Here is a 24,280-nt window from a genome sequence, read left to right on the forward strand (position 1 = left end):
TATGGGCCAATTGCTATCTATAGAATGGATGAAGCTGAAGAACTATCGCGCTTTCTGGATACTGCTATGCCTTTATATTGCCACCATCTTTGGCGCCAATTATATTATATATAGAATACAGCAGGTAATATATGCTGAAAGGCAGGCAAAAGGTATTGCCACCATGGTATTGGGCGATCCACCCTACTCCTTTCCTACGGTATGGCAGGCCACGGCGCATGTGAGCAGTTTCCTGTTATTTATTCCCGGCCTCATACTCATCATTGCCATAACCAATGAATACAGCTTCAAGACCCACCGCCAGAATGTTATTGATGGCTGGACCCGCCAGCAGTTCATTGCTTCCAAAATAATAATAGCTACGTTATTCGCCGTATTATCAACGGTAGTTGTTGCCATTACGGCCGTGATATTCGGTTATATGCAAGGCGATGCCGCATTCAGCTTCGAAGGTTTTTCGTATATAGGCTACTTTTTCCTGCAGGCCATGAGCTATATTATGGTTGCGTTGCTGATGGGCGTTTTGTTTAAAAGAGGCGGACTGGCCATTGGCGTTTTCTTTTCTTATGCACTGGTGCTGGAGCAGATCATTGTGCTGATCCTAAACAGATATGCTAACTTTTCTGGTCGCTATATGCCGCTGGAAACAACTGATATGCTTATCCCATTTCCTCATATTCAGCGGGTGATGAACAAGCTAACCGCTAGCCCCCCGAATTATACCGCCATTTTTATTCTGGCATTGGTTTACCTGGCTGCGTATTTATTTATTGTGGTAAGAAAATTCCAGACAGATGACCTGTAGTTTATTTTTTGAGAAGATCGTCCAGCGCCGCATCCAGGGTGGGAAATAAAAACTGGAAACCGCCGCTTACGATCTTTTCACTGCTAACAGTGGCGCTTTTCAGTATTTCAATGCTTACTTCACCCAATATCAACTTCAGTAAAAAAGAGGGAATATATACAGGAATAAAAAAACGGCCTTTCATTTTTTTAGCCAGCGTAAGCATAAAGTTTTTATTGGTCACCGGTTGAGGGGCCACCGTGTTATAGATGCCGCTTTTCCTTTCGTTTTCTATATAAATTATAAATAACCGGCACAGGTCATCAATATGGATCCAACTGGTAACCTGGTCACCGCTTCCAAAAAACGGCGCAATACCTGCCCGTACGGGCTTTTGAAATTCCGCTAAAGCGCCACCGTCGTTGCTTAACACAATGCCACTACGAAAAATGACCAGGCGTTTATTCAATGCGGTTACGGGCTTAATGGCATCTTCCCATTTTACGCAGGTTTGGCCCAGAAAACCTTCATCGGCCGGATCGCCTTCATAAAAAGCGGGTTGTTTGGCGCTACGTTTATTATCATCGCCATACCAGCCAATGCCCGACATACTGATCACCGCCTGTACTTTGTTTTCATTTTCCTGTAAGGCCTTTACCAGCAGCGCACCACTTTGCACCCGGCTATCAACCAGTTCTGCTTTACGCTTTTTCGTCCACCGTTTATCAGCCACGCCGGCGCCGGCCAGGTTAATAATATAATCGGCTTTTTGCAACGCTTCTATATCGATAGTCTGCTTAGCCGGGTCCCACGCGGCATACGACACTGCGTCTGTGCCTGTCCGGGGATGGCGGCTTAAAATAATTACCTGGTGTTGCTTTGCGGTGAGGGCTCTGCTCAGGGCTTTGCCGATGGTGCCAGTACCGCCGGTGATAAGAATAGTAGCCATAATACAAAGTTAGGATTATTGTCGGTTACCAGTTACCAGTTTCAGATTACCGGATGGCAGTTACAGGTTACAAGTTACCGGTTACAAGTTTCAGGGATTTTGCCTTTTTCATTTCTCTGTTCCTCATTCCTCATCTTAACTTTCTTTAAAAAAAATCCCCCCGATTAGTCGGGGGGACTACAACTAAAAACAACAATCGCTGTGTTTAAACAATCGATTTAGACCCGGTGCCCTTGCTCAGTAAACCTTTACTCTAAAAAAAGGAACAAGTAGCACACTGGGTGGGACAGATACAAAACAACATTTATTAATCAGGTTTTTGCCCATCTAAAAACGTGTTCAATGTAGAGATCTGGGCATTATTATTTTCGTCGGTTTTCACTTCGTACTTGCTGTAGAAGTTTTCTACGCTAGAGATCGTGTTATACAGTTCCAAATTGCGGCGGATGTATGCCGGCACAGTTTCAAACTCGTTGTTAGGGTCTGCTCCATTAATATTGAACGAAAGATTGCGCAATTTCTGTATTCGTTCAGCAGCTCGGCGTTTTTGTTCTTCTGCTTCGTCTAGCATAGCCAGGTCCTCAACAGAAATGTTGCCGTTACTAACAGGGGGTTGAGAATGGTAGGCCCCAGGCACATCCGCCGCTGGAATATCATCTTTGAATACCAGGTGCAGATCATTGGAATCATCTTCCTGGATTGGTGCACTGGCATTCCGGTTTGGATCTTTCACAGGGGTGTGTTCAGATTTGGATTCATCTGCTTTTGGTTCTGCATAAATATTGGATGGCTTGGCCAAGTATCCTCCGGACGCTGCAGACGTCGAAGAACTATTTTGAGTCTTTTGAGGCTGTTGTTGCTGTTGCTTAATTGTTGAGGTATTTACCTGCTCAACGGGGTCGGATGGTTGCGAAAGTACCCATTCAATTTTTTCCGGGGCGCCATTTTTATCCACGCCATTGTCCACAGTAGTTTTACCAGTTTCCTCTCTCGTAAAAAGCTCTAACGGCGTGGAAGCTGTGGTCGCTTCCGTATCAATCAATTTAGGCGCCAGCTCAGGTTTGATAACCGGCTCCACCTTTTCTTCTTTTTTCTCGGCAACAGGTTGTTCCCTTTTTGCGGGCTTTTCCGGTTGTTGTTCTAAAGAAAGAATGATCTTGTCGTCCTTTTTAGGCTCCGCTTTTTTAGCAGCTTTCTTAAAAGGGTCTTTATGTTCAAAGCCGGTGGCAATAAGGGTAATACCCAGTTTATCGCCCAGCGAGTTGTCGTATCCCATACCCAGTATTACGTCGGTACCTTCTCCGGCCTGGTTTAACAGGTAGTTCTGAATGACCTCTACTTCATCCATTGTGAACTCATGATCGCCTTCAGCAGAATTAATATTAATTAAGATCCATTTAGCGCCACGGATATCATTATCGTTCAATAATGGTGAGCTCAATGCTTCTTCGATGGTACGCAACGCCCTGTCTTCCCCGTTGCAAGCTCCGCTACCCAAAATAGCTACGCCACCATTGCGCATTACGGTACATACATCCGCAAAGTCAACGTTGATCTGACCGGTGCTGTTAATTACATCGGTAATACATTTGGCGGCTGTTGCCAAAACGTTATCGGCTTTGGCAAAAGCTTCTTTCATTTTCAAATTACCAAACTGATGACGCAGCTTGTCATTACTGATCACCAGCAACGTATCAACAGATTGTTTCAGTTCTTTTATACCAAATTCAGCCTGCAACTGCCGCTTTTTACCCTCGTATGAAAATGGCGTAGTTACAATACCAACAGTAAGTATGTCAAGCTCTTTACATATTTTAGCAATAATGGGAGCGCCACCCGTTCCGGTTCCGCCACCCATACCCGCAGTAATAAACGCCATCTTGGTATTTACTTCCAAAATGCGCTTGATCTCTTCAAAGCTTTCTACTGTGGCCTGCTTGCCTATCTCGGGGTTGGCACCTGCACCCAGTCCTTGCGTAAGATGAGGTCCTAACTGCACTTTATTCGGCACATTGCTTTGGGATATAGCCTGTGCATCGGTGTTACAAATAATAAAATTTACACCCTCGATGTTCTGGCCAAACATGTGGTTAACCGCATTGCTGCCTCCGCCACCTACACCAATGACTTTGATGATAGATGATTTTTCCTTTGGTAAATCAAAATGAATCATAGCTTACTGTTTAACAGCCCCACCAGCCTACCCTCACTCGCTGTTGAGACCAGATTAAGAATAACGGGTTAGTTTAACAATTTTGCATGCCAACGGTTCGTGTTGTGTAGGCAAACTTTCCGTTGTCATGCCGGTACTTTTCATATTCCCCGGATTTTCTTTTCAATAGGTTGAATGTACGTGGTCTGTTATTAAAGTCTGTTACTTGTATTTTACTTGTGCCTTGAGTCCTTGGCTTTTCTTGTGCCTTGGACCTTGTGCCTTGTGCCTTGGACCTTGGACCTTGTGCCTTGTGCCTTGGGCCTTGGACCTTGTGCCTTGGACCTTGTGCCTTGGGCCTTGGACCTTGTGCCTTGGACCTTGTGCCTTGGGCCTTGGACCTTGGGCCTTGGACCTTGTGCCTTTACAAAGCGTGGTCTTCTTCTTCCTTGAACAATTCAATGATACCATCTTTGAACTTGCCCCAGAAGTCTTTTATTCCTTTCCGGTTCCTTACTTTTTGCGCCTGTGATTCTTCATCATCCATCACTTCTTCTTCAACCAGCTCTGCCTTGCGCAGGTTTTCAGGTATTTCCAATTTTCTGAACTGGTTCTCGAATTGTTTGCGATGATTTTCATAATCGCTGTAGCCTTTCAAAATAAGACCAATACAAGTTGAATAGGTTGGGCGGGCTAATTCTTCAATATGTCCTGCTGCCAGGTGTTCGGTCGGAAAGCCGATGCGGGCATTCAGGCCGGTTACATATTCTGTTAACTGGATGAGGTGTTTTAATTGTGAACCACCGCCGGTCAATACCACGCCACCGTTCAGCATGCGGTTATCTAAACCAACCTGCTTTAAGTGATAGGTAACGAAATCCATGATCTCGCTCATACGGGCCTGTATGATGTTGGCCAGGTTCTTTACACTGATCTCTTTGGCAGGCATTCCACGCAAACCAGGAATGGTAATGAACGCATTGCTGCGGGCTTCGTTGGCCAGCGCGCTACCAAACTGCACTTTCATTTGCTCGGCTTGTGTTTTCAAAACTCCCAAACCGGTTTTAATATCGTTGGTAATGTTCTCACCACCAAACGGTATAACCGCCGTGTGTTTTAAAATACCTTCATAGAAAACAGCCAGGTCGGTAGTACCACCACCAATATCAACGATGGCTACACCTGCTTCCAGGTCTTCAGTTCCCATAACGGCTGAAGCAGAGGCCAGCGGTTGCAACACCAGGTCCTTTGTTTTCAATCCACTTTTCTCTACAGCGCGGGTAATGTTGCGAATGGCATTTCTATCACCGGTGATGATGTGGAAATTAGCACCAATTTTCACGCCACCATAGCCAATTGGGTTAGGAATATTTTGAAAATTATCAACTGTAAACTCCTGGGGTATCACATCGATGATCTGATCACCGGCAGGAATGTACGTTTTGTACTGATCTGCTATCAACTGATCGATCTCCCGTTGCGAGATCTCATCATCGGTTTGATGACGCACAATGTCACCGCGGGTTTGCAGGCTTTTTATATGATGACCTGCAATACCTACGTATACTTCAGAGATCTCCAATCCGGGATTTGATGCGTAACAATTTTCAAGTGCCATGGTAATGGCCTTGATCGTTTCATCGATATTAAGCACTTGCCCGTGCTTAACACCGTTGGAGTTTGCCCGGCCAAAGCCAAGGATCTCCAACTTGCCGAATTCGTTCTTTCGGCCGGCAATCGCGGCAATCTTTGTCGTACCGATATCCAGTCCGACAATAATGGGTTGTTGTTCGTGTTGCATACTTATCCTGTTTTTAGTTGTTGTAAATGGGGTATCGTGAAACGGCAATCGGCAAAGGCTGTCCTAATTTTTCATCTGAATTACTATTCGAACATCGATTTTTCAATCTCTGATTTCCTACTTCCTGCCTCTGACTTCTTACTTCGTTTACCTATTTCACCCTTTTATCAATTATTCTTATTTACTTTCTTTATGTGCCACTTTTCACCCCAATCACTTGTCGCGCGTATCGTACGTTCAGCGTTTGGTACACATCCATTCCTGTTTTGCTCAACACCTGTTGATAAAACAACAGCAACCGTTTAAACTTCTTCTCATAATCGGTACCGTCTCCAAACTGAATGATATGGTTGCCTACCACGGGTATCATTTCAAATGTGCGATCTGCCTGGATGTCTATTTGCGAAACCTGCGCCATCCAAAATTCATCATGCATCAGGTAGTCGCTTATATTAATTATATCCCGAACCAACACACTATCTGCTCCTTTCAGTTTATCTCTTTCCGAAGGAAAGCCGGTAAAAACCGGTAAGCGGGCTGAAAATTTATCCGACAACGGTAATCTTTCGCCACTGCTGTCAATGTAAAAGCTATTGCCTGTAACGGTGAATAACCTGGCCACGGGCACGCGTTCTTCTATGCGCACCTGCAATACCCGGCTATTATCAAAGAACAACTCTGCATCCTTTACCCACACATTATTCTTCAACTGGTTCTCCATTCTGCGCAGGTCAAAACTTTTTACTGACCGGCCCTGGACACCCCCCTGCACGATCAGCAGCGCCGCTATATCTTTTTTATCGAGGAACCATTGGTCAGCTTTTCCTTTGATGCTGATGGCATATCCTTTACAGCTCTTATTGTTCTGTACGTTCATTGCCGCTACCAGCAATACCATAGTGCCGGCTGCTACACACAGCCAGAAAGACACTACAATTAATTTCCTGATAGAGCGTTTCTTTTTCATCTGAACATTTTAATTGTCGGTTGGCCAGATGGATCTTACCATGACAAAATTTTCATTGCCTTAAATGTCATAATGAAAATTTTTCATGGACGATTCATTTCTTTATTTCGATTCAATGATCGCTTTGATCGGCTGCACCAGCGTATCAATATCACCGGCGCCGGCTGTGATCAATAACCAACCATTCCCAGTTTTAGTTGCCTTGCTCCGCACCTCTTTTATATATGCCAACAATTCCTCTTTATTCAACACCTGCCTGTTCTTATTCTGCATCTTGTTTAGTATCGTATTGCTTGTTACTCCTTCTATTGGTAACTCTCTCGCCGGATAAATGGGCAACAGCACTACTTCATCGGCCATATCCAATACTTCTGCAAATTCAGTGGCCAGGTCCCTCGTGCGGGTGAACAGATGCGGTTGAAACACCACCGTACACTTCATGTTGCCAAACAATCCTTTTGCACCGGTTATTAAAGCCCGCAATTCTTCCGGGTGATGCGCGTAATCGTCAACAAATGTTACTTCGGGTGTTTTGATCACATATTCAAATCGCCGTCTTACTCCCCTGAATGCTTCTACTGCCGCTTTAATTTTTTCATCAGCAATTCCCAGGCGATGTGCAATGGCAATTGCTGCTATTACGTTTTCTATGTTATGTAAGCCTCCCATATTCAACACCACATTCAACAACCGCCAATCTTTCACCTGCACATCAAATTCATAAGTACCATGATGCATTTGAATATTACAGGCATATATATCGGCTTCGGTATTTTTCAAATGATAAGTGAAATGGTTCGGCGCTTTCAATTCCTTTCCTCTCGGCAAACCATGCTTGCTTATCAATAAACCACCGGGCTTTATTTTTCCGGCAAATTCAATGAACGCTTCTTCCATGGTAGCGGGTGTTCCGTAAATGTCCAGGTGATCGGGGTCCATGGCGCTGATCACCGCTACATCCGGCGTCAACCGTAAAAAACTGCGATCGTATTCATCAGCTTCCACTACACAGGTATCGCGTTCATGGCTCCAGTAATTGCTGTTATAGTTTACGGCAATTCCGCCCAGGAAAGCATTACAACCATATTCACTATGCCGCAGGATATGCGCCACCATGGTAGTAATGGTTGTTTTACCATGGGTTCCTGCTACACAGATATTAAAAGAACTTCTGGTTATGGCGCCCAGCACTTCACTTCGTTTCAACAACGGATAGTTGTTTTGCTGGTAGTACAACAACTCGGTATGTTCCTTCGGCACTGCCGGCGTATACACTATTAATTGTGCATCTTTTGGCGCCAGATCCAGGTTATCTTCATAGTGTACCGGAATGCCTTCACTGGTCAGTTGCTTTGTAAGCAGGGTTTCGGTTTTGTCGTACCCACTTACTTCTTTTCCGTGAAACTTGAAATAGCGGGCCAGCGCACTCATTCCTATCCCACCAATGCCTATGAAATAAACTTTCTTTATGTCTTTTATGTCAACCATGTTTTGTGAATCGTTAATCGTGAATAGGTAGTCTGCAGTGATTTCTGATTTCGAGATTTTTCGATTTTGTGATTTGAAATACAAATACCGACTAAAATGAAATCCCGAAATCGCTAATTCAAAAATCTCCAAATCACCACTTCTTACCTCTTACTTCCTACCTCCTACTTCAGCCCTATATTATCCTCAATATTTCTCTCGCAACAACCTCATCTGCATTTGTGATTGCCAGCTTCGCTATATTCTCTTTAAGCATGTTCTGTTGTTGTTCATCATGAGCCAGGGCAATTACCGTTGGCACCAGTTTCTCTTTCGCTTCGCTGTCCTTTATCATTAACCCGGCTTGTTTGTTCACCAGGTTTTGCGCATTGGCCGTTTGGTGATCTTCTGCTGCAAATGGAAAGGGTACAAACACCACTGGTTTCTTCGCCACACATAATTCAGCCACCGACATGGCGCCAGCTCTTGAGATCACTACATCTGCGGCGGAATATGCATACTCCATTTGGGTTATAAAACTATTGGCCCAGATGTTCTTATTCTCCACGGCCAGTGCACTGGCTTTCTCTGCATATGGTTTACCGGTTTGCCATATCAACTGCACATTATTCTTAGCAAATGCAGAGATGCTGGCATCGATAGCTTCGTTAATTCCTTTTGCACCCAGGCTGCCGCCGGTAACAAACACCGTCTTCTTTGCCGGGTCCAATTCAAAGAACTCAATACCGGCGTTTCTGCTAATGGTATTGTTCACAATATTCTGCCTTACCGGGTTGCCGGTGATCATGATCTTTTCTGCCGGAAAAAACTTTTCCATGCCATCGGTAGCTACGAATATTTTACTGGCATTTTTACCCAGCATAATGTTCGCCTTACCGGCAAATGAATTGGCTTCATGAATGAAAGTGGCAATTCCCTGGGTCTGCGCATAACGCAATACCGGAAAACTGGAATAGCCACCCACACCAATGACCGCATTGGGTTGAAATGATTTAATAATGCTTCGTACCTGCCAGAAACTTTTTATCAGTTTGAATGGCAGTCCGATATTCTTAATCAAAGAACTTCTGTTAAACCCTGCTATATCCAGCCCTTTAATATTGTATCCCGCTTGCGGCACTTTTTCCATTTCCATTTTTCCTTTGGCGCCAACAAATAAGATCTCGATGTTGGGTTGCAGCTTACGCAAGGCATGTGCAATAGCCACAGCCGGAAAAATGTGTCCGCCTGTTCCTCCTCCTGCTATGATTATCCGGCCGCCCCTAACCCCTCCGGTGGAGGGACGCTGGTTGCCTAATACTTTATTTTGCGACTCGCTCATGTGCGTTGTTTAATTTTCTTTATTCCCCTCGTCAAGCAAAGGCTTCAATGCTCTGAGTTTTGCCGCCTTCTCTTCAGTAGTTTCTACCTTTTCCTTCTTCCTGGTCGCTTTCTCCTTTTTAACCTTTACCGGCGTTTCCTCTTCTTCCTCCACCTCCTCTTCTCCTTCTACGGCCTTTGCATCTGCAGCTTTCTTTTTCACTTTGGCTTCCTTCGCTTTTGCATTGTCAGCATCTACCGGCGCTTCCAACTGTTCAACATTTCTCGCTACACTCAGAATGATGCCAATGGCTAAGCAGGTGAACAAAAATGAACTTCCGCCCATACTTACTAGCGGTAAGGTCACCCCTGTTACCGGGAACAAATTCACGGTTACCGCCATATTGATCAGTGCCTGTATCACCAGGGTAAAGCTTAACCCCAACGCCAGAAATGCCCCAAAAGCATAAGGGCATTTTTTGAATATTCGTATACTTCGTAACAGGAACAGCAGGTATACAAATAAAATAAAACCGCCTCCTATCAGTCCATATTCTTCAATGATGATCGCAAAAATGAAATCCGAATATGGATGCGGTAAAAAGTTGCGTGTTTGACTATTACCTGGTCCTAGTCCCAGCAAGCCGCCTTTTGCAATGGCGATCTTTGACTGGTTTATCTGGTAATTCTCATCTTTATCTACCTGCTTGCTGTCATAAATAAAGTTCTGCACGCGGCTTATCCAGGTAGGCACCCGACCTACTTGTATAAAGAATGGCAGTTCGCTACATTTCTCTTCCTTTTTATCATAGAATGCCACGGCTATCATCACCAGTATGGCAACCGGTATGGCAGCAACGCCCATCGTCAGCAACAGGTGTTTGGTGCTTGCCCTGCCTATAAATAATAACAACATGCTGGTAGCGGCTACCAGCAATGCAGTTGACAGGTTGGCCGGTGCTATCAATATACAGATGATGGCCACCGGCATTATGACCGGGATAAACCCTTTTTTAAAATCCTTGATCACTTCCTGCTTCTTGCTTAACAAGCGGCTCAGGAACATGAACAACGCCAGTTTAGCCAGGTCGGAAGTTTGAAATGTTAGATTAATGATAGGTAGCCGAATCCACCGGCTACCTTCATTTAATTTTAACCCAAAGAATAATGTGTATATCAATAAGGGGATCGACAGCATAAATAAAATGCGCGCCACCCTTGAATACAAAGTATAATTTACCCGGTGCGAAAAATAAATAATAGCTAACCCCACAGCAGTAAATATTACCTGTTTGAACAGGTATACCTCTGTGTTGCCGCGGTTATACTTGTAAGCTAATAACCCGGTTGAACTATATACCGCCAGCATCGACACCAATGCCAACAAGACCACAATGGCCCAGATAACTTTATCGCCCCGGGTTTTGCTCAGCAGGCCGCTTTGCGCCTGCCCGCCCGCAGGCAGGTTTGGCTCCTTTAACGATATGTCGTTTGCGCCTGTCATTTATCTATTAACTGAAATATCTTTACCAGTGTTCTTATAATTCCCTTACCGCCTTCTTAAACTGATCACCCCGATCTTCATAATTCTTGAACAGGTCGAAGCTCGCACAGGCCGGACTTAACAAAACGGTGTCGCCCGGACTGGCAAAATGAAACGCAGCTTTTACTGCTTCATCGGCACTGCTGGTGTTTACCATCAGTTGCACATCGCTTTTAAAAGCCTCATGGATCTTACGGTTATCGGTACCCAAACACACAATCGCTTTTACTTTCTCCCGAACCAGGTCTGTAAGGATAGAGTAATCATTTCCTTTATCTACGCCACCCAAAATCAAGATCGTAGGCCGATCCATACTTTCCAGGGCAAACCACGTGCTGTTCACGTTGGTAGACTTGCTATCATTGATGAACTCAACCCCGCGTATGGTGCTCACTGGCTCCATTCTGTGTGCCAGCGATTCGAACGTTTGAACGGCTACGCGGATCTTCTCTTTGCGAATCCCCACCGTTACGCCACCTAAACTTGCTGCCATCGTGTTGTTCTGGTTATGTTTGCCCTTTAATGTAAAATCGTTCACATTCATCTGCATTCTCTCATCGTCAACTGCTACAGTCATCTGTCCGTTCCTGATAAAACCGCCCTGGGGTAATTCTTTGCTCATACTGAATGGTAATGGGTTAGATTTGATGGAATATTTCTCTAAATATTGCATGGTTACCGGATCATCGGCACAGTAAATAAAATAGTCCTGCTCCGTTTGATTCTCTGTTATCCGAAACTTACTGTGTATGTAATTTTCGAACCGGTAATCATAGCGATCTAAATGGTCTTCTGAGATATTGGTGAGTATAGCTACATCCGGCCTGAACGTATGGATATCATCCAACTGAAAACTGCTGATCTCTGCCACGTACCATTCTTTTGGATCTTCAGCAATTTGCTTTGCGAATGAATACCCGATGTTGCCTACGAGCGCACAATCCAAACCACCTGTTTTACAAATGTGGTACATCAATGACGTCGTAGTGGTCTTTCCGTTACTGCCGGTAATGCCAATGATCTTACTGTTGCCTTTGTAGCGGTATGCAAATTCTATTTCACTGATCACCGGTATCCCTTTCTTCCTGATCTTCTTTACGAGTTCGTTCTTTTCAGGAATGCCCGGGCTTTTCATCACTTCATCCGCATTCAGGATCTTCTCTTCGGTATGTTGATTTGCTTCCCACACTATGCCATGCTTGTTCAGTTCTTCCTGGTACTTCTCCTTAACCGGTCCACCGTCTGATACAAATACATCATACCCTTTTTGCACGCCAAGGATGGCAGTGCCAACGCCGCTTTCGCCGGCTCCAAGTATAACCAAACGCTTACTCATGTAATTACTAACTCCATTTATGCCGCGCCTTCGGCGCGGTTCCTTATATTGTTACCATTCGGGTAATTCGGATTAAAGGGGGTTCTTCGATAGTTTGAATTCTTACTGTCCTACCACACTCTACCTACTACTATGATTGGTTTTCCTTAAGTGGAAATTCAGAGTGATGGTTTTTCAGTAATCTGGTCACTATATTTTTAAGGTACCGGCTAACCGGTCTCGCTACTATTATCTTATTTTCAGGGTTACGATCGCAAACACGATGCACAGAATGGTCACGATCCAGAATCTCGTAACGATCTTCGATTCATGATAGCCCAGTTTCTGATAGTGGTGGTGCAGCGGGCTCATCAGGAAGATCCGTTTACCTTCACCATATTTCCGTTTCGTGTATTTGAAATAAGTTACCTGCAGGATCACGCTTAAGTTCTCAACCAGGAACACACCGCAGAAAATAGGTATCAGCAATTCTTTTCTAACAATAATGGCCAGCGCCGCAATGATACCGCCTAGTGTTAAACTACCTGTATCACCCATAAACACCTGCGCCGGATATGCATTATACCACAGGAACCCTACGCACGCCCCGATAAGCGCTCCAATGAATATAGACAACTCACCCAGGTTGGGGATGTACATGATGTTCAGATATTCGGCAAACCGAAGGTTACCGCTGGCATAGGCAAAGATGCCCAAACACGCACCGATGATCGCACTGGTACCCGTGGCCAACCCATCTATACCATCGGTTATATTGGCGCCATTCGATACAGCGGTTACTATAATGATCACTATGATCACATACAATATCCAGGTCAAAGAGCGTAAGCCAGCCGGCAATAACTTTGAATAGTTAAACTCGTGCGACTTTACAAACGGAATGGTTGTAATGGGCTCATCGGCTATTACAAATACCTTTTCTTTATTGTCCAGTGGCACATGACGGAAATTCGTTGTATCAGCCGGCAACGTATCGCCGGTATATTCGCGCCACACTTTTGTATTGTTGTTAAACAACAGCGTCATCGCTACCACAAAACCCAATACCACCTGTCCTAATATCTTAAACCAGCCGGCCAAACCGTCTTTATCTCCTTTCTTATAAGCGATCCCTTGTTGCTGTGCCAGCTTTTTGGCCCGCAGTTTCAGGTAATCGTCAATAAAACCGATCAGTCCCAACCATACAGTTGCAAAGAGCATGAGCCGGATATATGCTTTGCTTAAGTCGGCCAGCAATAAGGTGGGCACCAGAATGGCCAGGATGATGATAAAACCACCCATGGTTGGTGTTCCTTTTTTTTGTTGTTCGCCGGCTAACCCCAGATCACGAACGGTTTCACCTACCTGCTTTCTTCGCAGGTAATTGATGAACTGCTTTCCAAACACAGCAGATATCACCAGTGACAGGATCACTGCCAGCAATACCCGGGATGTAATAAACTGAAACAGTAAATTACCCGGCATCTTAACCCCCAATTCCTTTAACCAATCAATTAAATGGTACAACATGTTGGTTTATTTTAGGTGTATACGACCTCATCTCATTTTTCATACAGCTCGAACATTTCCCGCATCACCTGCTTATCGTCGAAAGGATGCTTTACTCCTTTTACTTCCTGATATTTTTCATGGCCTTTTCCGGCAATCAACACAATGTCACCGGGCTTTGCCATGCTTACAGCCAGTTTAATGGCTTCTTTACGATCGGGTACCGAAACATATTTTCTTTTGGCGGCTGTGTTAAGCCCCGTTTCCATATCGGCCAGTATCTGCAATGGGTCTTCACTGCGTGGATTATCTGATGTGAACACCACTTTATCACTGTGCTCACAGGTCACTTCCGCCATCACCGGCCGCTTTGTTTTATCGCGATCGCCGCCACACCCTACCACCGTAACGATCTGCTCATGTCCTTCGCGCAACTTTTTAATTGTTGCCAGCACATTCAACAAGGCATCTGGCGTATGGGCATAATCTACAATGCCAATTATTTTCTGGTTGGGCGAAATGATATAATCGAACCGGCCTTCTGCTCCGGTAATTTCACTCAGGCACCGCAATACTTCCAGTTTATCTTCACCCAGGCAAATCGCTGCACCGTATACAGCCAGCAGGTTGTAGGCATTGAATTCGCCAATGAGCCTGAAATGCACTTCCTGCTCGTTGATGGTCATTACCAAACCCGTCAGCCTGTTCTCCAGTATCTTTCCTTTGAACTCCGCCATTGTACGCAAGCTGTACAGGTATTTGCGTGCATGTGTATTTTGCAACATCACCTGTCCGCGCTTGTCATCTGCATTCGAAATAGCAAACGCATCGGAAGGCAGCGAATCAAAAAACAGCTTCTTTACCCGGATGTACTCATCAAATGTTTTGTGATAATCCAGGTGATCGTGAGTGATGTTGCTGAACAGGCCGCCTGCATATTTCAACCCGGTTATGCGATGCTGGTGTATGGCGTGCGAACTGGTTTCCATGAATACATGGGTACAGCCGCTGTTCACCATTTGTTGCAGCAAGGCATTCAGGTTAATGGCATCAGGCGTTGTGTGCGTAGCCGGTACTATTTCATTTCCAATATGATTTTGCACCGTGCTCAACAATCCACACTTATATCCCAATGATGTAAAGAGCTTGAATAATAAGGTAGCAATAGTGGTTTTACCATTGGTACCTGTTACACCGATCAGTTGTACTTTCTCTGACGGCTGCCCGTAAAAGTTATGTGCCATATAACCCGCGGCAGCGGCACTGTTCTCAACCTGCACGTAGGTCACTCCTTCTTTAAGGTGGGCCGGCATTGTTTCACAGATCACTGCTGTGGCGCCTTGCTCTACAACCTGGTCAATAAAGCGATGACCATCTGCCGCAGAACCTTTTACTGCAATGAATACCGACCCGGCACTTACTTTTCGTGAATCCAACTGCAGGTCTCGCACTGGTATCCTGGTATTACCATGTACAGAGCGAATGCTTACTTTATATAATATATCCTGCAGCGTCACGTTATATATTTACTAATTCAATTCTAAAACCACCGTTTGATGATTGCTCACATAAGAACCCGCTTCAATACTTTGACTGGTCACTTTTCCTCTTCCCCGGAACACCACTTTCATTTGCCTGTTCTCCAACAGGAACAATGCATCTTTTAAACCCATGCCGCGCATCTCGGGCATTATATTTTTTGTTACTTTTCTGTTGTTTATCACCGGTTGATGATTCACCGCATACACGTGGCCCCATTCATCTGCCTTTGCCGAATCGCGGTATTTCATTTTCATTTTCTCCAATACTTCTTTAATATCTTCCGTTGCGCCGGCATATAAATAATAGCTGCTGTCTTTTTTCAGCACCAACTGCTTCAATCCTCTGCTTTGATCCGCATTCAGCGCGTATAATTTATCAGCGATCTCTTTAAATACCGGTCCTGCTATTTTGGCACCATAATAAACTGGCGCAAAGGGTTTGTTACGGATCACTACAATACAACTGTATTGCGGGTGGTCGGCCGGAAAATAACCGGCAAACGACGACTGGTAAATATGATCTTTATATCCTCTGTCACCGTTGGCCATTAAGGCAGTACCGGTTTTACCTGCTACCGTATAAGGCGCTCCTTTAAACAATTCCGTTCCGGTTCCTTCGGTGCAAACACCTTCCAAACATTCGCGTAACAGTTTTAATGTTTTGGCGCTGCAAACTGATTCTTCCACTACCTGTGGCTGATTCTGTTGAATGGCCACTCCATTTTCCTGCACAGCATTTACCAGGTAAGGTTTCATCATCTTACCACCATTGGCAATTGCATTGTACAACATCAATGTTTGCAAAGGGCTTACCATTACTTCATACCCAAAACTCATCCACGGCAGAGAGGTTGCGCTCCATGATCTTGATTTGGGTGTTTTTATAACAGGCTTTGTTTCGCCCAACAGATCAATACCTGTTGTTTGATCAAATCGCAGCTTCTTAATGTGATTTATAAAACGGGTCGGATTCTTGGCATAGTAGGTCATGGTTAACTTGGCCATGCCAACATTCGAGCTGTGTTCAAACGCCTGCTTCACCGTTGCATCTGTACCATGATCTTCTGTATCGTATACGGTCCTCCCATTCACATTCCAGCTTCCGCCCTCCAGGTTTACATGTTGCTGCAAAGTTACTAACTGATCTTCGAGCAGCGACAACATCGTAGCCAACTTAAAAGTAGAACCTGGTTCAGAGGCCTGAATGGCATAATTGAAACTCTCCCAATAACTGCCATCGCTTCTCCGGCTAAGGTTGGCAATGGCTTTTATTTTTCCGGTAGTTACTTCCATCACAATACAAGTGCCATATTCACATTCGTTTGCAGTTAATACATTCAGTAATGCGTTTTCTGCAATGTCCTGAATGTTTACATCCAGGGTTGTGATGATGTCCTTTCCGTTTTGCGGCTCAATTTCCGATCCGTCTACAGGCACAAATACGCCGGCCGCAATTTTTCGCATCAGGCGTTTCCCACTTTCTCCCCGCAATTGATCGTCATATGTCTTCTCCAAACCCACGTTCATACTGCGCATGTTACCGCCGCTGTCAATGTATTCGCGTGATAACCCGATGGTCCTGTTCGCCAGCAAACCAAACGGATTCAAACGTTTATCTTTTACTTCTGCAATAAAACCGCTTTTGTCTTTTCCCAACCGCACCAATGGCAAACTACGCAACTGTTTATATTGCTGAAACGTAATGTTCTTTTTTAACAAATAATACCGGTTCTTCTTTTGATAACCGTTTTTTAATTCGCGACGCCAGGAGGCTTTGCTTTTGTCGGGGAACATAGCAGCCAGTCCAATACACAACGAATCGAGGTTATTTTCAAACCGTGCTCCATTCTTCTGCCGCAAACCATCTGCCGCGAAATCAATATAAATATCAAAATAGGGTGTTGAAGTGCTGAGCATGCGTCCATCTTCGCTGTAAATGGTCCCGCGCTGCGCATCTATCTCCACGAATTTTTGTTGTTGATCTTTTGCCTGTTCACGCCAATAAGCTCCCTGCACCTGTTGAATATAAACGGCACGACCCAGTATCACCACACTGAACACTACTATGCCCAAAAAGCACAGGTACACGCGCCATAATATGTCCTTTTTTACTTCCACTTTTATTAACAGTAGTAAGTGGTGAGTGGCTAGTGGGAAGAACCCCGAAATTTTTGGCTTTCCTACTTGCTTATCTACTCCTCACTCGGCTATTCTCATATTTCAACTTGTTAACCCCAACTACATCGTCAAGCTTAGTCAATTTTTCAACTTGATCAATCCAGCTTATCATCTCTTATTTTTACTTTCCCTATTCCTCGTTTCTTTCCCTACTTGCTATTAACTACTTGCTACTCGCGGTATCTACCAGCACCGCCGGTGGTACTACCAGCTCTTTCAATCCCAGTGGCTGTACTGCTTTGGCCAGCTCACTTTGCTTGCTGCGGAACATCACTTCACTCTTCAACGTTTTGTATTCGTATTGTAACTCTTTCAGCTCGCGGTTCACTTTGTTAATGCTGCGAACCGTATTATCGGCATAGTGACCATTATAGATATAAATGACCGCAAGCGCCGACAGGAACAGGAAGAAAGGAATATTCTTCACAATCCACCTGTACCCAAACAACCTTTTGCGTTGTTTTTTCCTGCGTGATATTTCTTTTTCTTCACTCATTTTTTAATCGAATAGCGGTCAGACAGGTACTATCCGCCTAACCGCTATGAAAGCTTAATTCACGAGGTGTTCTTCAGTAGAACATTGCAATTTTTAATACCCTTTTATTATGAGAATAAGAACTCTGTTGGTGAATGGTCAATGGCGAGTGAGTGAATTGATTTCCTAAATTCCAGCCTCCCTCTTTTCTTCAACTTCTTCATTTTTCATCTTTTCCTACTTCTTATCTCTTACTTCAACCTTTAACTTTTCTCATTTTTTAACTCTTCATTTTTCATTTCCCGCTTTCCCTTCAACATCCAATATTCAACATTCAATATTCAACATTCAATATTCAATATTCGATATTCGATATTCAACATGCGTCTTTCCTTCCGCATTCCTGTTCTTCATTTCATTTCTAATTTCCTTCTACTTTCTCCGCTACTCTCAACCTGGCACTTCGCGCACGCGGGTTCCGTTTCATTTCAGCTTCGGTTGGAACGATTGGCTTTTTTGTTACTGCTTTGAGGGGTGGTGTTATGGTCTGCCGACCAAACGGGTCAACATCCACAGCTTCTTCTTCAAAATGTCCTTTGCGAAAAAAATTCTTTACAATCCGGTCTTCCAGGGAATGAAAAGTAATGATGGCTACACGGCCGGCGGGTTTTAACAGGGGGGGAACCTGTTGGAGCATTTCTTTCAATGCGCCTAGTTCATCATTCACTTCAATGCGTAAAGCCTGAAATACCTGGGCAAAGTACTTGTTAGGATTTCCTTTCACCACGGAGTGGAGCGCCTGCTTGAAATTGGAGATGGTTTTAAGCGATGCGGTTTTTCGAACCTGAACAATGGTTTTGGCCAGTGTTTTTGAATTGGTGACCTCGCCATACTGTTCAAACAACTTATGCAGTTGTTGTTCACTGTAGGTGTTTACCACTTCAAAAGCGGTCAATTCCTGCCGCTGGTCCATTCGCATATCCAGGTCACCTTCAAACCGGGTACTAAACCCACGGTCGGCGGTATCGAATTGATGGCTGCTAACGCCCAGGTCGGCCATAATACCATCTACCTGGGTTATTTTATGCAACCGGCAAAACCGCTGCAGGTGCCTGAAATTGTGCTGAACAAAAATGATACGATCATCATCGGGCACATTTTTTCGGGCATCTGCATCCTGGTCAAAAACAACCAGCCGCCCTTCAGCATCTAACTGTTTTAAAATTTCCAGGGAATGGCCGCCGCCACCAAAGGTACAATCAACATACACCCCGTTAGGGCGAATGCTCAATCCGTCGATCACTTCCTGCAATAAAACCGGTACATGGTAAACAGGCTCACTCATAACATTACATTACAATTGTGTAGTATTTTGACCACCCATTACCCGCTCTGCCAGATCGCTGTACTTTTCCGGTGTAAAAGACTCAAAGAACTGTTGGTACTTACCTTTATCCCAGATTTCAATTTTATTTATAACAGAAACCAGTACTATATCTTTTTCCAGCCCGGCGTGGGCTTTTAAATTAGGTGGTATCAACATCCGCCCGGCTGAATCCAACTCACCTAGTGTTGCACCCATGGTAAAATATCTCAGGAACTCCCGGTTTTCGGCTTTGTATTCACTAACTTTACTCAATTCGGCTAATATGGGATCCCAATTTTTTTTAGGATATAAAGTCAAACACTTTTCAAAACCACGAGCTATGACAAACTGGTCACCTGCATCCTCCGGTAACTGCTTTTTAATGCCTGCCGGTAGGAGAAATCGTCCCTTTGCATCAAGGGTTGCCTCGTATTCTCCAAGAAAAACTATCATTTACAATGAGTTGCACCTGTTTGTCTAATACTTACACAAAATAACACTTTTTCCCACTTTCTTTCCCGAATTGTGAAAAATTATTTTTTCCACAAGGATTTTTATTTGTATACTCGTGAGCTACAAGGCATTCCATCAATTTTTGGCCTGTCGAACAGCGAATTAATGTGCATAAGCATGTGGATTAATGTGCATAATGGTGCATAAACTGTGAATTAAGCCTCTTTGGGAGATTTAGCTGCTATTTTCTGAAGAGTTGCCTACTATTTTCGCCAATCGATCACTGTATTTGCCAGAAAAAATCACCCAAACACCCCTCAATAGGTGGTGGTAAAAAATGTCAATTCCATCCTTTATTTCCAATATGGTGGTAAAAAATGTCAATTTTATAGGGCTTTCCCTGGTTGGTGGGAAAAAAGGGGAAAGGGCAGATGTGCTAATGAATACAGCGGGTAGGAAGTAGCGAGTAGGAAATGCAAGAATTATATGAGGATAGCCGCATGTGGTGCATGACAAATAAAAATCCTACTAGCTATTCACCACTAGCTGCCAGCTGATTCCCGATTCACCATTCACCATTGACCTACATAATTTTCAAATTATAAATCGCTACCATTATGCCTGCAGGTTACTCCGGCACGCCCCTTATCAAAAAATTGGGCATTATGCCTTCCATGAAAGTGCTGCTGATCAATGCACCGGCAGATTATTTCAACTGGCTGCATACCGATATCCGCTCCCAACTGGCCGCACCGGCCGATGTTCCCGATCTCGTTCATGCATTTGTTACCTCCACTGCCGCATTCGTGGCCGTGTTTAAAAAACTGATCCCGGTTTACAAAGCCAACCCCACTGTTATTATCTGGTTTAGCTGGTACAAGAAAAGCGCCGGTTTCGCTACCGATATCACGGAAGACACCATCCGCAATTATGCCTTACAACACGACCTGGTTGATATAAAAGTATGCGCCGTCTCTGACCAATGGAGCGGATTGAAATTGGTGGTAAGAAAAGAGAAGCGAGTAGTGAGTGGTAAGTAGTGAGTAGGAAAATGCAAGGAAATAATATGAGGATAGCCGCCTGTGTCGCGTGACAAATAAAAATACAACCAGATACTAGCTGATTCACCTTTCACCATCCGAATCGCTTTGGCTCTACTTCCATTAGGTTATCGTTTGGTTGTGGTCGAGAAGCAAGCCCTTCAAACCTTCAGCTAATACAATAAAAAAAGCCTCCCGGAGGGGAGGCTGCACTAATCAAATACCATTAACCATTAAACCTTATCCTATGCCACCAAGTTACGAAATAATTGAATACGCGTCAATATTTTGTTGGAATAAATTAAAAACTAAATCCATATCAATTTCTCTCTAATCATCTTAATCTTTCTCTGTTTTTTTTAGTCAGTTTCACCACCCACAGGTCATTTAAAGCTGTAGTAAAATTCCGTTTTCTGACCCGCCACTGCCTGTATTTGCAGCTTTCCAATGGCCACTTCCCCGCCCCGCATTTACACATTGCACTTTTACGCCTATCCCCTACCTTTGCCCCTCATCAAAACAGCGGCAGTTAGCCGCATGCCCGATGCACCCAAAAGATCTATCAGTTCACGATTTTACCTATGAGCTGCCGGAACATAAAATTGCCCGGTACCCTCTCGCCGAAAGAGATAGCTCGCGCCTCCTCATCTATAAAGACGGCGCTATTTCTGAATCTGTTTACCGCGATATTCATCAGCAGCTAACGCCCGGCTCCCTCCTGCTTTTCAATAATACCAGGGTGGTAGAAGCCCGCCTGTTATTCCAGAAGCCAACCGGTGCGGTAGTTGAAATTTTTTGCCTGGAACCGCCCCCGCAATATGCCGACATGACCACTGCCATGACCCAAAAAGGGCATGTTACCTGGATCTGCCTCATCGGTGGCGCTTCGAAATGGAAACCGGGTCAAATACTGGAAAAACGGATGGAGTGGAACGGACAGGAAATCACCCTGTATGCCCGGTACCTGGGCAAGGAAAAAGACAGCTTTTCCATTGAACTGTCATGGACGCCCGATTCGCTCACCTTTGCTGAAGTATTACATGTTGCAGGTAATATTCCGCTTCCGCCTTATATAAAACGTACAGTAGAACAAACAGATAACGAACGGTATCAAACCATTTATGCCAATACGGAAGGCTCGGTGGCCGCTCCTACTGCCGGTTTGCATTTTACCGATACCCTTTTTGAACAGCTGAACCGGAAGCAGATCCGCCGGGAATATGTGACCCTGCACGTTGGCGCCGGCACATTCAAACCGGTGAAAAGCGATACCATGAGCGGGCACCCGATGCATGCCGAGTTCATCGATGTTTCTACCCATGCCATTGAATGCATTCTGCAATACCTCAATAAACCGATCACGGTGGTGGGCACCACCTCATTGCGAACAGTGGAAAGCCTGTATTGGTTGGGGGTAAAAATTGCCCGCCAACCCAATTTGCCTTTGGAAGACCTGGTGGTTCACCAGTGGGACCCGTATGAATTGAATGGAATGCCGGTTACGGCAAAAACAGCCCTGGAAAGCTTGCTGCAGTACCTGCATGCCCGGCAACTGAACCGCATCATTACCAAAACCTCTTTGTTGATCGCCCCGGGATATACCTTTCAAATTCCCAGGGCGTTGGTAACGAATTTTCACCAGCCGCAGTCGACGCTGTTATTATTAGTGGCCGCATTTGTTGGGCCCAACTGGCGAAAAATTTATTCGTATGCGTTAGAACAGGATTTTCGATTCCTTAGTTATGGTGATGGTTGTCTGCTGTTTCGGCCGTAGCTTTTTCTTTTAACAATGGAATTTCCAGGGTAAATGCCGATCCTTTGCCCAGCACACTATCTACCTTGATCTTTCCGTCGTGGGCATCAACTACGGTTTTCACATAGCTTAACCCAAGGCCGAACCCTTTTACATTATGGATATTACCGGTATGCGCGCGATAAAATTTCTCGAAAATGCGGCGCACCGTTTCTTTGCTCATTCCAATACCATTATCTTCTATTCGTATGCCGATGGCTTTATTGGTATTATAAGTAGCTATTTTTATTAACAGGTTCTCTTTTGAATATTTAACCGCATTGTCAACCAGGTTCGAGATCAGGTTGCGGAAGTGTACAGGATCGGCTTCCACATAATCGAAGCGGGCATCGAGGCTCAGTTCAGCGCGGGCGCCTTTTTCTTCCAGTTGCAACTTGTAATTATCCATGATCTCATGAATGAGATTATGTACATGTAACGGCAACCGGTTCAACGTAATTTCCTGACGGTCCATAACAGCAGCCTGCAGAATGGTTTCCACATGCTTGTTCATACGCTTGTTCTCTTCCTTAATAATACTGCTGAAGTAGTTCATTTTCTCGCGGTCCTGGGCTACTTTTTCATTACGCAGGGCGTCAACTGCCAGCGAAATGGTGGCCAGGGGCGTTTTGAACTCATGCGTCATATTATTAATGAAGTCGTTCTTTATCTCACTCAGCTTCTTCTGGCGCAACAATGCATTTACCGTAATATAAAAAGCCGTGATAATCATAAGGGTGAAGAAGATGGCGCCCACGATCATCGAGCGCATTTCACTCAACACGATCTTTTTAATGTTGGGCACAACCACGGTCATGGTTTCTTCGGGAACCAGGTTTTCGAGGTCGCTGCCGCTGGGGGGTTGAAACAGATAATACAACACCAGGTTGCGGTCGCTGGCGGTATCCTCAACCTGTTTCAGAAATTCCCGCGATTTTATTTCGTAAGAAAGCAGATTTACATTGGAAGTAATGGCAAACTCAAACTTTACATTTTTCAGGTCCTGCGCCGCAAAGGCTTTACGTAATTTTTCCGCAACTTCCTGTTCGGTAAATTTTTGTGCAATGGTAGGCGGCTTCATCAGTTCCATTTTGAACTGTTCTGAAGGCCAGCTAAAATCGGGATGGGTACGATAGCTTTTGAGGGAAGGCAGCGAGCCTTTCTGCTCCATCAATACCATGCCCACATCATTGATACCACGAATGAGTTTGTATTTAAACTCTTCATGTTTATCAACCAGCATGGTACGAAGCCAACTGTACTGAACGTAAATAGTTCCTATCAGCGATAAGCTGATCAACACAATAATAACAGGAAAAATTTTCCTTAACTGCAAATTATATGGTTTTAATAACGCCGCTGTTGTCATTATCTACGGTTATCCTTTACAACTTTACTCTTCTCCTATTAATGGGAAAGTACAACATCCCATAGCAGATAATTTTAACCGGCAAATTTAATAAACGAATTTAGTAACCCCCTATGGCACAGATTTAGTACCCTATAGTTTAACTTAGATTTACCAAGTTAGTCACGCAATTTAGCAGGACTAACTTAGGAAAGTTTTATTGAATCGCTAATTTTTTTGAACAATCATTTTGGATAGTCGTTTTAAGTGCTAATTTAGA

At 44.4% G+C, this 24,280-nt stretch carries 18 protein-coding genes; 3 read left to right on the top strand and 15 right to left on the bottom strand.

The features are described 5' to 3' along the window. Position 1: 1 nt before the first annotated feature. Positions 2–805, top strand: coding sequence for an ABC transporter permease (locus FAM09_RS02655; protein ID WP_136575525.1), 804 nt, complete (start codon positions 2–4; stop codon positions 803–805). Position 806: 1 nt separating this feature from the next. Here FAM09_RS02655 and FAM09_RS02660 read toward each other — a convergent pair whose 3' ends face one another. The 14 genes from FAM09_RS02660 to mraZ all read right to left on the bottom strand — a co-directional run bounded on the left by FAM09_RS02660 (position 807) and on the right by mraZ (position 19,820). After that, a complete protein-coding gene (locus FAM09_RS02660; RefSeq protein WP_136575526.1) occupies positions 807–1,733 on the bottom strand; it encodes a TIGR01777 family oxidoreductase in 927 nt (308 codons plus the stop codon). Positions 1,734–2,040: 307 nt separating this feature from the next. Further along, complete coding sequence (gene ftsZ / locus FAM09_RS02670) at positions 2,041–3,906, bottom strand: cell division protein FtsZ (RefSeq protein ID WP_136575527.1); 1,866 nt, start codon at positions 3,904–3,906, stop codon at positions 2,041–2,043. Between the two features lie 403 nt (positions 3,907–4,309). Next, on the bottom strand, positions 4,310–5,686 hold the full coding sequence (gene ftsA, locus FAM09_RS02675) for a cell division protein FtsA (protein WP_136575528.1): 1,377 nt from the start codon (positions 5,684–5,686) through the stop codon (positions 4,310–4,312). 190 nt (positions 5,687–5,876) lie between these two features. Further along, positions 5,877–6,653: a cell division protein FtsQ/DivIB gene (locus FAM09_RS02680; protein WP_136575529.1), complete on the bottom strand. Its 777-nt coding sequence runs from the start codon at positions 6,651–6,653 to the stop codon at positions 5,877–5,879. A gap of 102 nt (positions 6,654–6,755) precedes the next feature. Beyond that, the gene (gene murC / locus FAM09_RS02685) at positions 6,756–8,141 is read right to left on the bottom strand and encodes a UDP-N-acetylmuramate--L-alanine ligase (protein WP_136575530.1); all 1,386 of its coding nucleotides are present in this window, start codon (positions 8,139–8,141) and stop codon (positions 6,756–6,758) included. 175 nt (positions 8,142–8,316) lie between these two features. Then, a complete protein-coding gene (gene murG, locus FAM09_RS02690) occupies positions 8,317–9,462 on the bottom strand; it encodes an undecaprenyldiphospho-muramoylpentapeptide beta-N-acetylglucosaminyltransferase (protein ID WP_136575531.1) in 1,146 nt (381 codons plus the stop codon). A 9-nt stretch (positions 9,463–9,471) separates the two neighbouring features. Next, positions 9,472–10,944, bottom strand: coding sequence for an FtsW/RodA/SpoVE family cell cycle protein (locus FAM09_RS02695; RefSeq protein WP_136575532.1), 1,473 nt, complete (start codon positions 10,942–10,944; stop codon positions 9,472–9,474). A gap of 34 nt (positions 10,945–10,978) precedes the next feature. Further along, positions 10,979–12,319, bottom strand: coding sequence for a UDP-N-acetylmuramoyl-L-alanine--D-glutamate ligase (gene murD, locus FAM09_RS02700; protein ID WP_136575533.1), 1,341 nt, complete (start codon positions 12,317–12,319; stop codon positions 10,979–10,981). 228 nt (positions 12,320–12,547) lie between these two features. Continuing rightward, on the bottom strand, positions 12,548–13,828 hold the full coding sequence (gene mraY / locus FAM09_RS02705; RefSeq protein ID WP_136575534.1) for a phospho-N-acetylmuramoyl-pentapeptide-transferase: 1,281 nt from the start codon (positions 13,826–13,828) through the stop codon (positions 12,548–12,550). Positions 13,829–13,860: 32 nt separating this feature from the next. After that, positions 13,861–15,324 (bottom strand): UDP-N-acetylmuramoyl-L-alanyl-D-glutamate--2,6-diaminopimelate ligase, encoded by a 1,464-nt coding sequence (locus FAM09_RS02710; protein WP_136575535.1) that lies wholly within the window; start codon positions 15,322–15,324, stop codon positions 13,861–13,863. A 12-nt stretch (positions 15,325–15,336) separates the two neighbouring features. Further along, a complete protein-coding gene (locus FAM09_RS02715) occupies positions 15,337–17,466 on the bottom strand; it encodes a penicillin-binding protein (RefSeq protein ID WP_136575536.1) in 2,130 nt (709 codons plus the stop codon). Positions 17,467–17,689: 223 nt separating this feature from the next. Continuing rightward, a complete protein-coding gene (locus FAM09_RS02720; RefSeq protein WP_136575537.1) occupies positions 17,690–18,022 on the bottom strand; it encodes an FtsL-like putative cell division protein in 333 nt (110 codons plus the stop codon). A 400-nt stretch (positions 18,023–18,422) separates the two neighbouring features. After that, complete coding sequence (gene rsmH / locus FAM09_RS02725; RefSeq protein ID WP_136575538.1) at positions 18,423–19,346, bottom strand: 16S rRNA (cytosine(1402)-N(4))-methyltransferase RsmH; 924 nt, start codon at positions 19,344–19,346, stop codon at positions 18,423–18,425. Between the two features lie 9 nt (positions 19,347–19,355). Next, entirely contained in the window at positions 19,356–19,820 is a 465-nt protein-coding gene (gene mraZ, locus FAM09_RS02730; RefSeq protein WP_136575539.1) for a division/cell wall cluster transcriptional repressor MraZ, read from the bottom strand. Positions 19,821–20,437: 617 nt separating this feature from the next. Between mraZ and FAM09_RS02735 the strand changes: the two genes are divergently transcribed. Together FAM09_RS02735 and FAM09_RS02740 are read left to right on the top strand one after the other, a co-directional pair. After that, positions 20,438–20,860 (top strand): DUF3052 domain-containing protein, encoded by a 423-nt coding sequence (locus tag FAM09_RS02735; RefSeq protein ID WP_136575540.1) that lies wholly within the window; start codon positions 20,438–20,440, stop codon positions 20,858–20,860. A gap of 544 nt (positions 20,861–21,404) precedes the next feature. Beyond that, a complete protein-coding gene (locus tag FAM09_RS02740; RefSeq protein WP_136575541.1) occupies positions 21,405–22,634 on the top strand; it encodes an S-adenosylmethionine:tRNA ribosyltransferase-isomerase in 1,230 nt (409 codons plus the stop codon). Here FAM09_RS02740 and FAM09_RS02745 read toward each other — a convergent pair. Further along, positions 22,597–24,021 (bottom strand): sensor histidine kinase, encoded by a 1,425-nt coding sequence (locus FAM09_RS02745; protein WP_136575542.1) that lies wholly within the window; start codon positions 24,019–24,021, stop codon positions 22,597–22,599. The two genes, FAM09_RS02740 and FAM09_RS02745, sit on opposite strands and share 38 nt — an antisense overlap. Between the last annotated feature and the right edge of the window lie 259 nt (positions 24,022–24,280).

The organism is Niastella caeni, from assembly GCF_004834005.1.
Taxonomy (GTDB): Bacteria; Bacteroidota; Bacteroidia; order Chitinophagales; family Chitinophagaceae; genus Niastella; species Niastella caeni.

Excerpts from the sequence above, each read along its gene's own strand:
- mraY (WP_136575534.1), bottom strand. The coding sequence starts at position 13,828 with ATGTTGTACCATTTAATTGATTGGTTAAAGGAATTGGGGGTTAAGATG.
- rsmH (WP_136575538.1), bottom strand. The coding sequence starts at position 19,346 with ATGAGTGAGCCTGTTTACCATGTACCGGTTTTATTGCAGGAAGTGATC.
- FAM09_RS02655 (WP_136575525.1), top strand. The coding sequence starts at position 2 with ATGGGCCAATTGCTATCTATAGAATGGATGAAGCTGAAGAACTATCGC.
- murG (WP_136575531.1), bottom strand. The coding sequence starts at position 9,462 with ATGAGCGAGTCGCAAAATAAAGTATTAGGCAACCAGCGTCCCTCCACC.
- FAM09_RS02745 (WP_136575542.1), bottom strand. The coding sequence starts at position 24,021 with ATGACAACAGCGGCGTTATTAAAACCATATAATTTGCAGTTAAGGAAA.
- murC (WP_136575530.1), bottom strand. The coding sequence starts at position 8,141 with ATGGTTGACATAAAAGACATAAAGAAAGTTTATTTCATAGGCATTGGT.
- ftsA (WP_136575528.1), bottom strand. The coding sequence starts at position 5,686 with ATGCAACACGAACAACAACCCATTATTGTCGGACTGGATATCGGTACG.
- mraZ (WP_136575539.1), bottom strand. The coding sequence starts at position 19,820 with ATGATAGTTTTTCTTGGAGAATACGAGGCAACCCTTGATGCAAAGGGA.
- FAM09_RS02660 (WP_136575526.1), bottom strand. The coding sequence starts at position 1,733 with ATGGCTACTATTCTTATCACCGGCGGTACTGGCACCATCGGCAAAGCC.
- ftsZ (WP_136575527.1), bottom strand. The coding sequence starts at position 3,906 with ATGATTCATTTTGATTTACCAAAGGAAAAATCATCTATCATCAAAGTC.
- FAM09_RS02695 (WP_136575532.1), bottom strand. The coding sequence starts at position 10,944 with ATGACAGGCGCAAACGACATATCGTTAAAGGAGCCAAACCTGCCTGCG.
- FAM09_RS02720 (WP_136575537.1), bottom strand. The coding sequence starts at position 18,022 with ATGAGTGAAGAAAAAGAAATATCACGCAGGAAAAAACAACGCAAAAGG.
- FAM09_RS02680 (WP_136575529.1), bottom strand. The coding sequence starts at position 6,653 with ATGAAAAAGAAACGCTCTATCAGGAAATTAATTGTAGTGTCTTTCTGG.
- murD (WP_136575533.1), bottom strand. The coding sequence starts at position 12,319 with ATGAGTAAGCGTTTGGTTATACTTGGAGCCGGCGAAAGCGGCGTTGGC.
- FAM09_RS02735 (WP_136575540.1), top strand. The coding sequence starts at position 20,438 with ATGCCTGCAGGTTACTCCGGCACGCCCCTTATCAAAAAATTGGGCATT.
- FAM09_RS02740 (WP_136575541.1), top strand. The coding sequence starts at position 21,405 with ATGCACCCAAAAGATCTATCAGTTCACGATTTTACCTATGAGCTGCCG.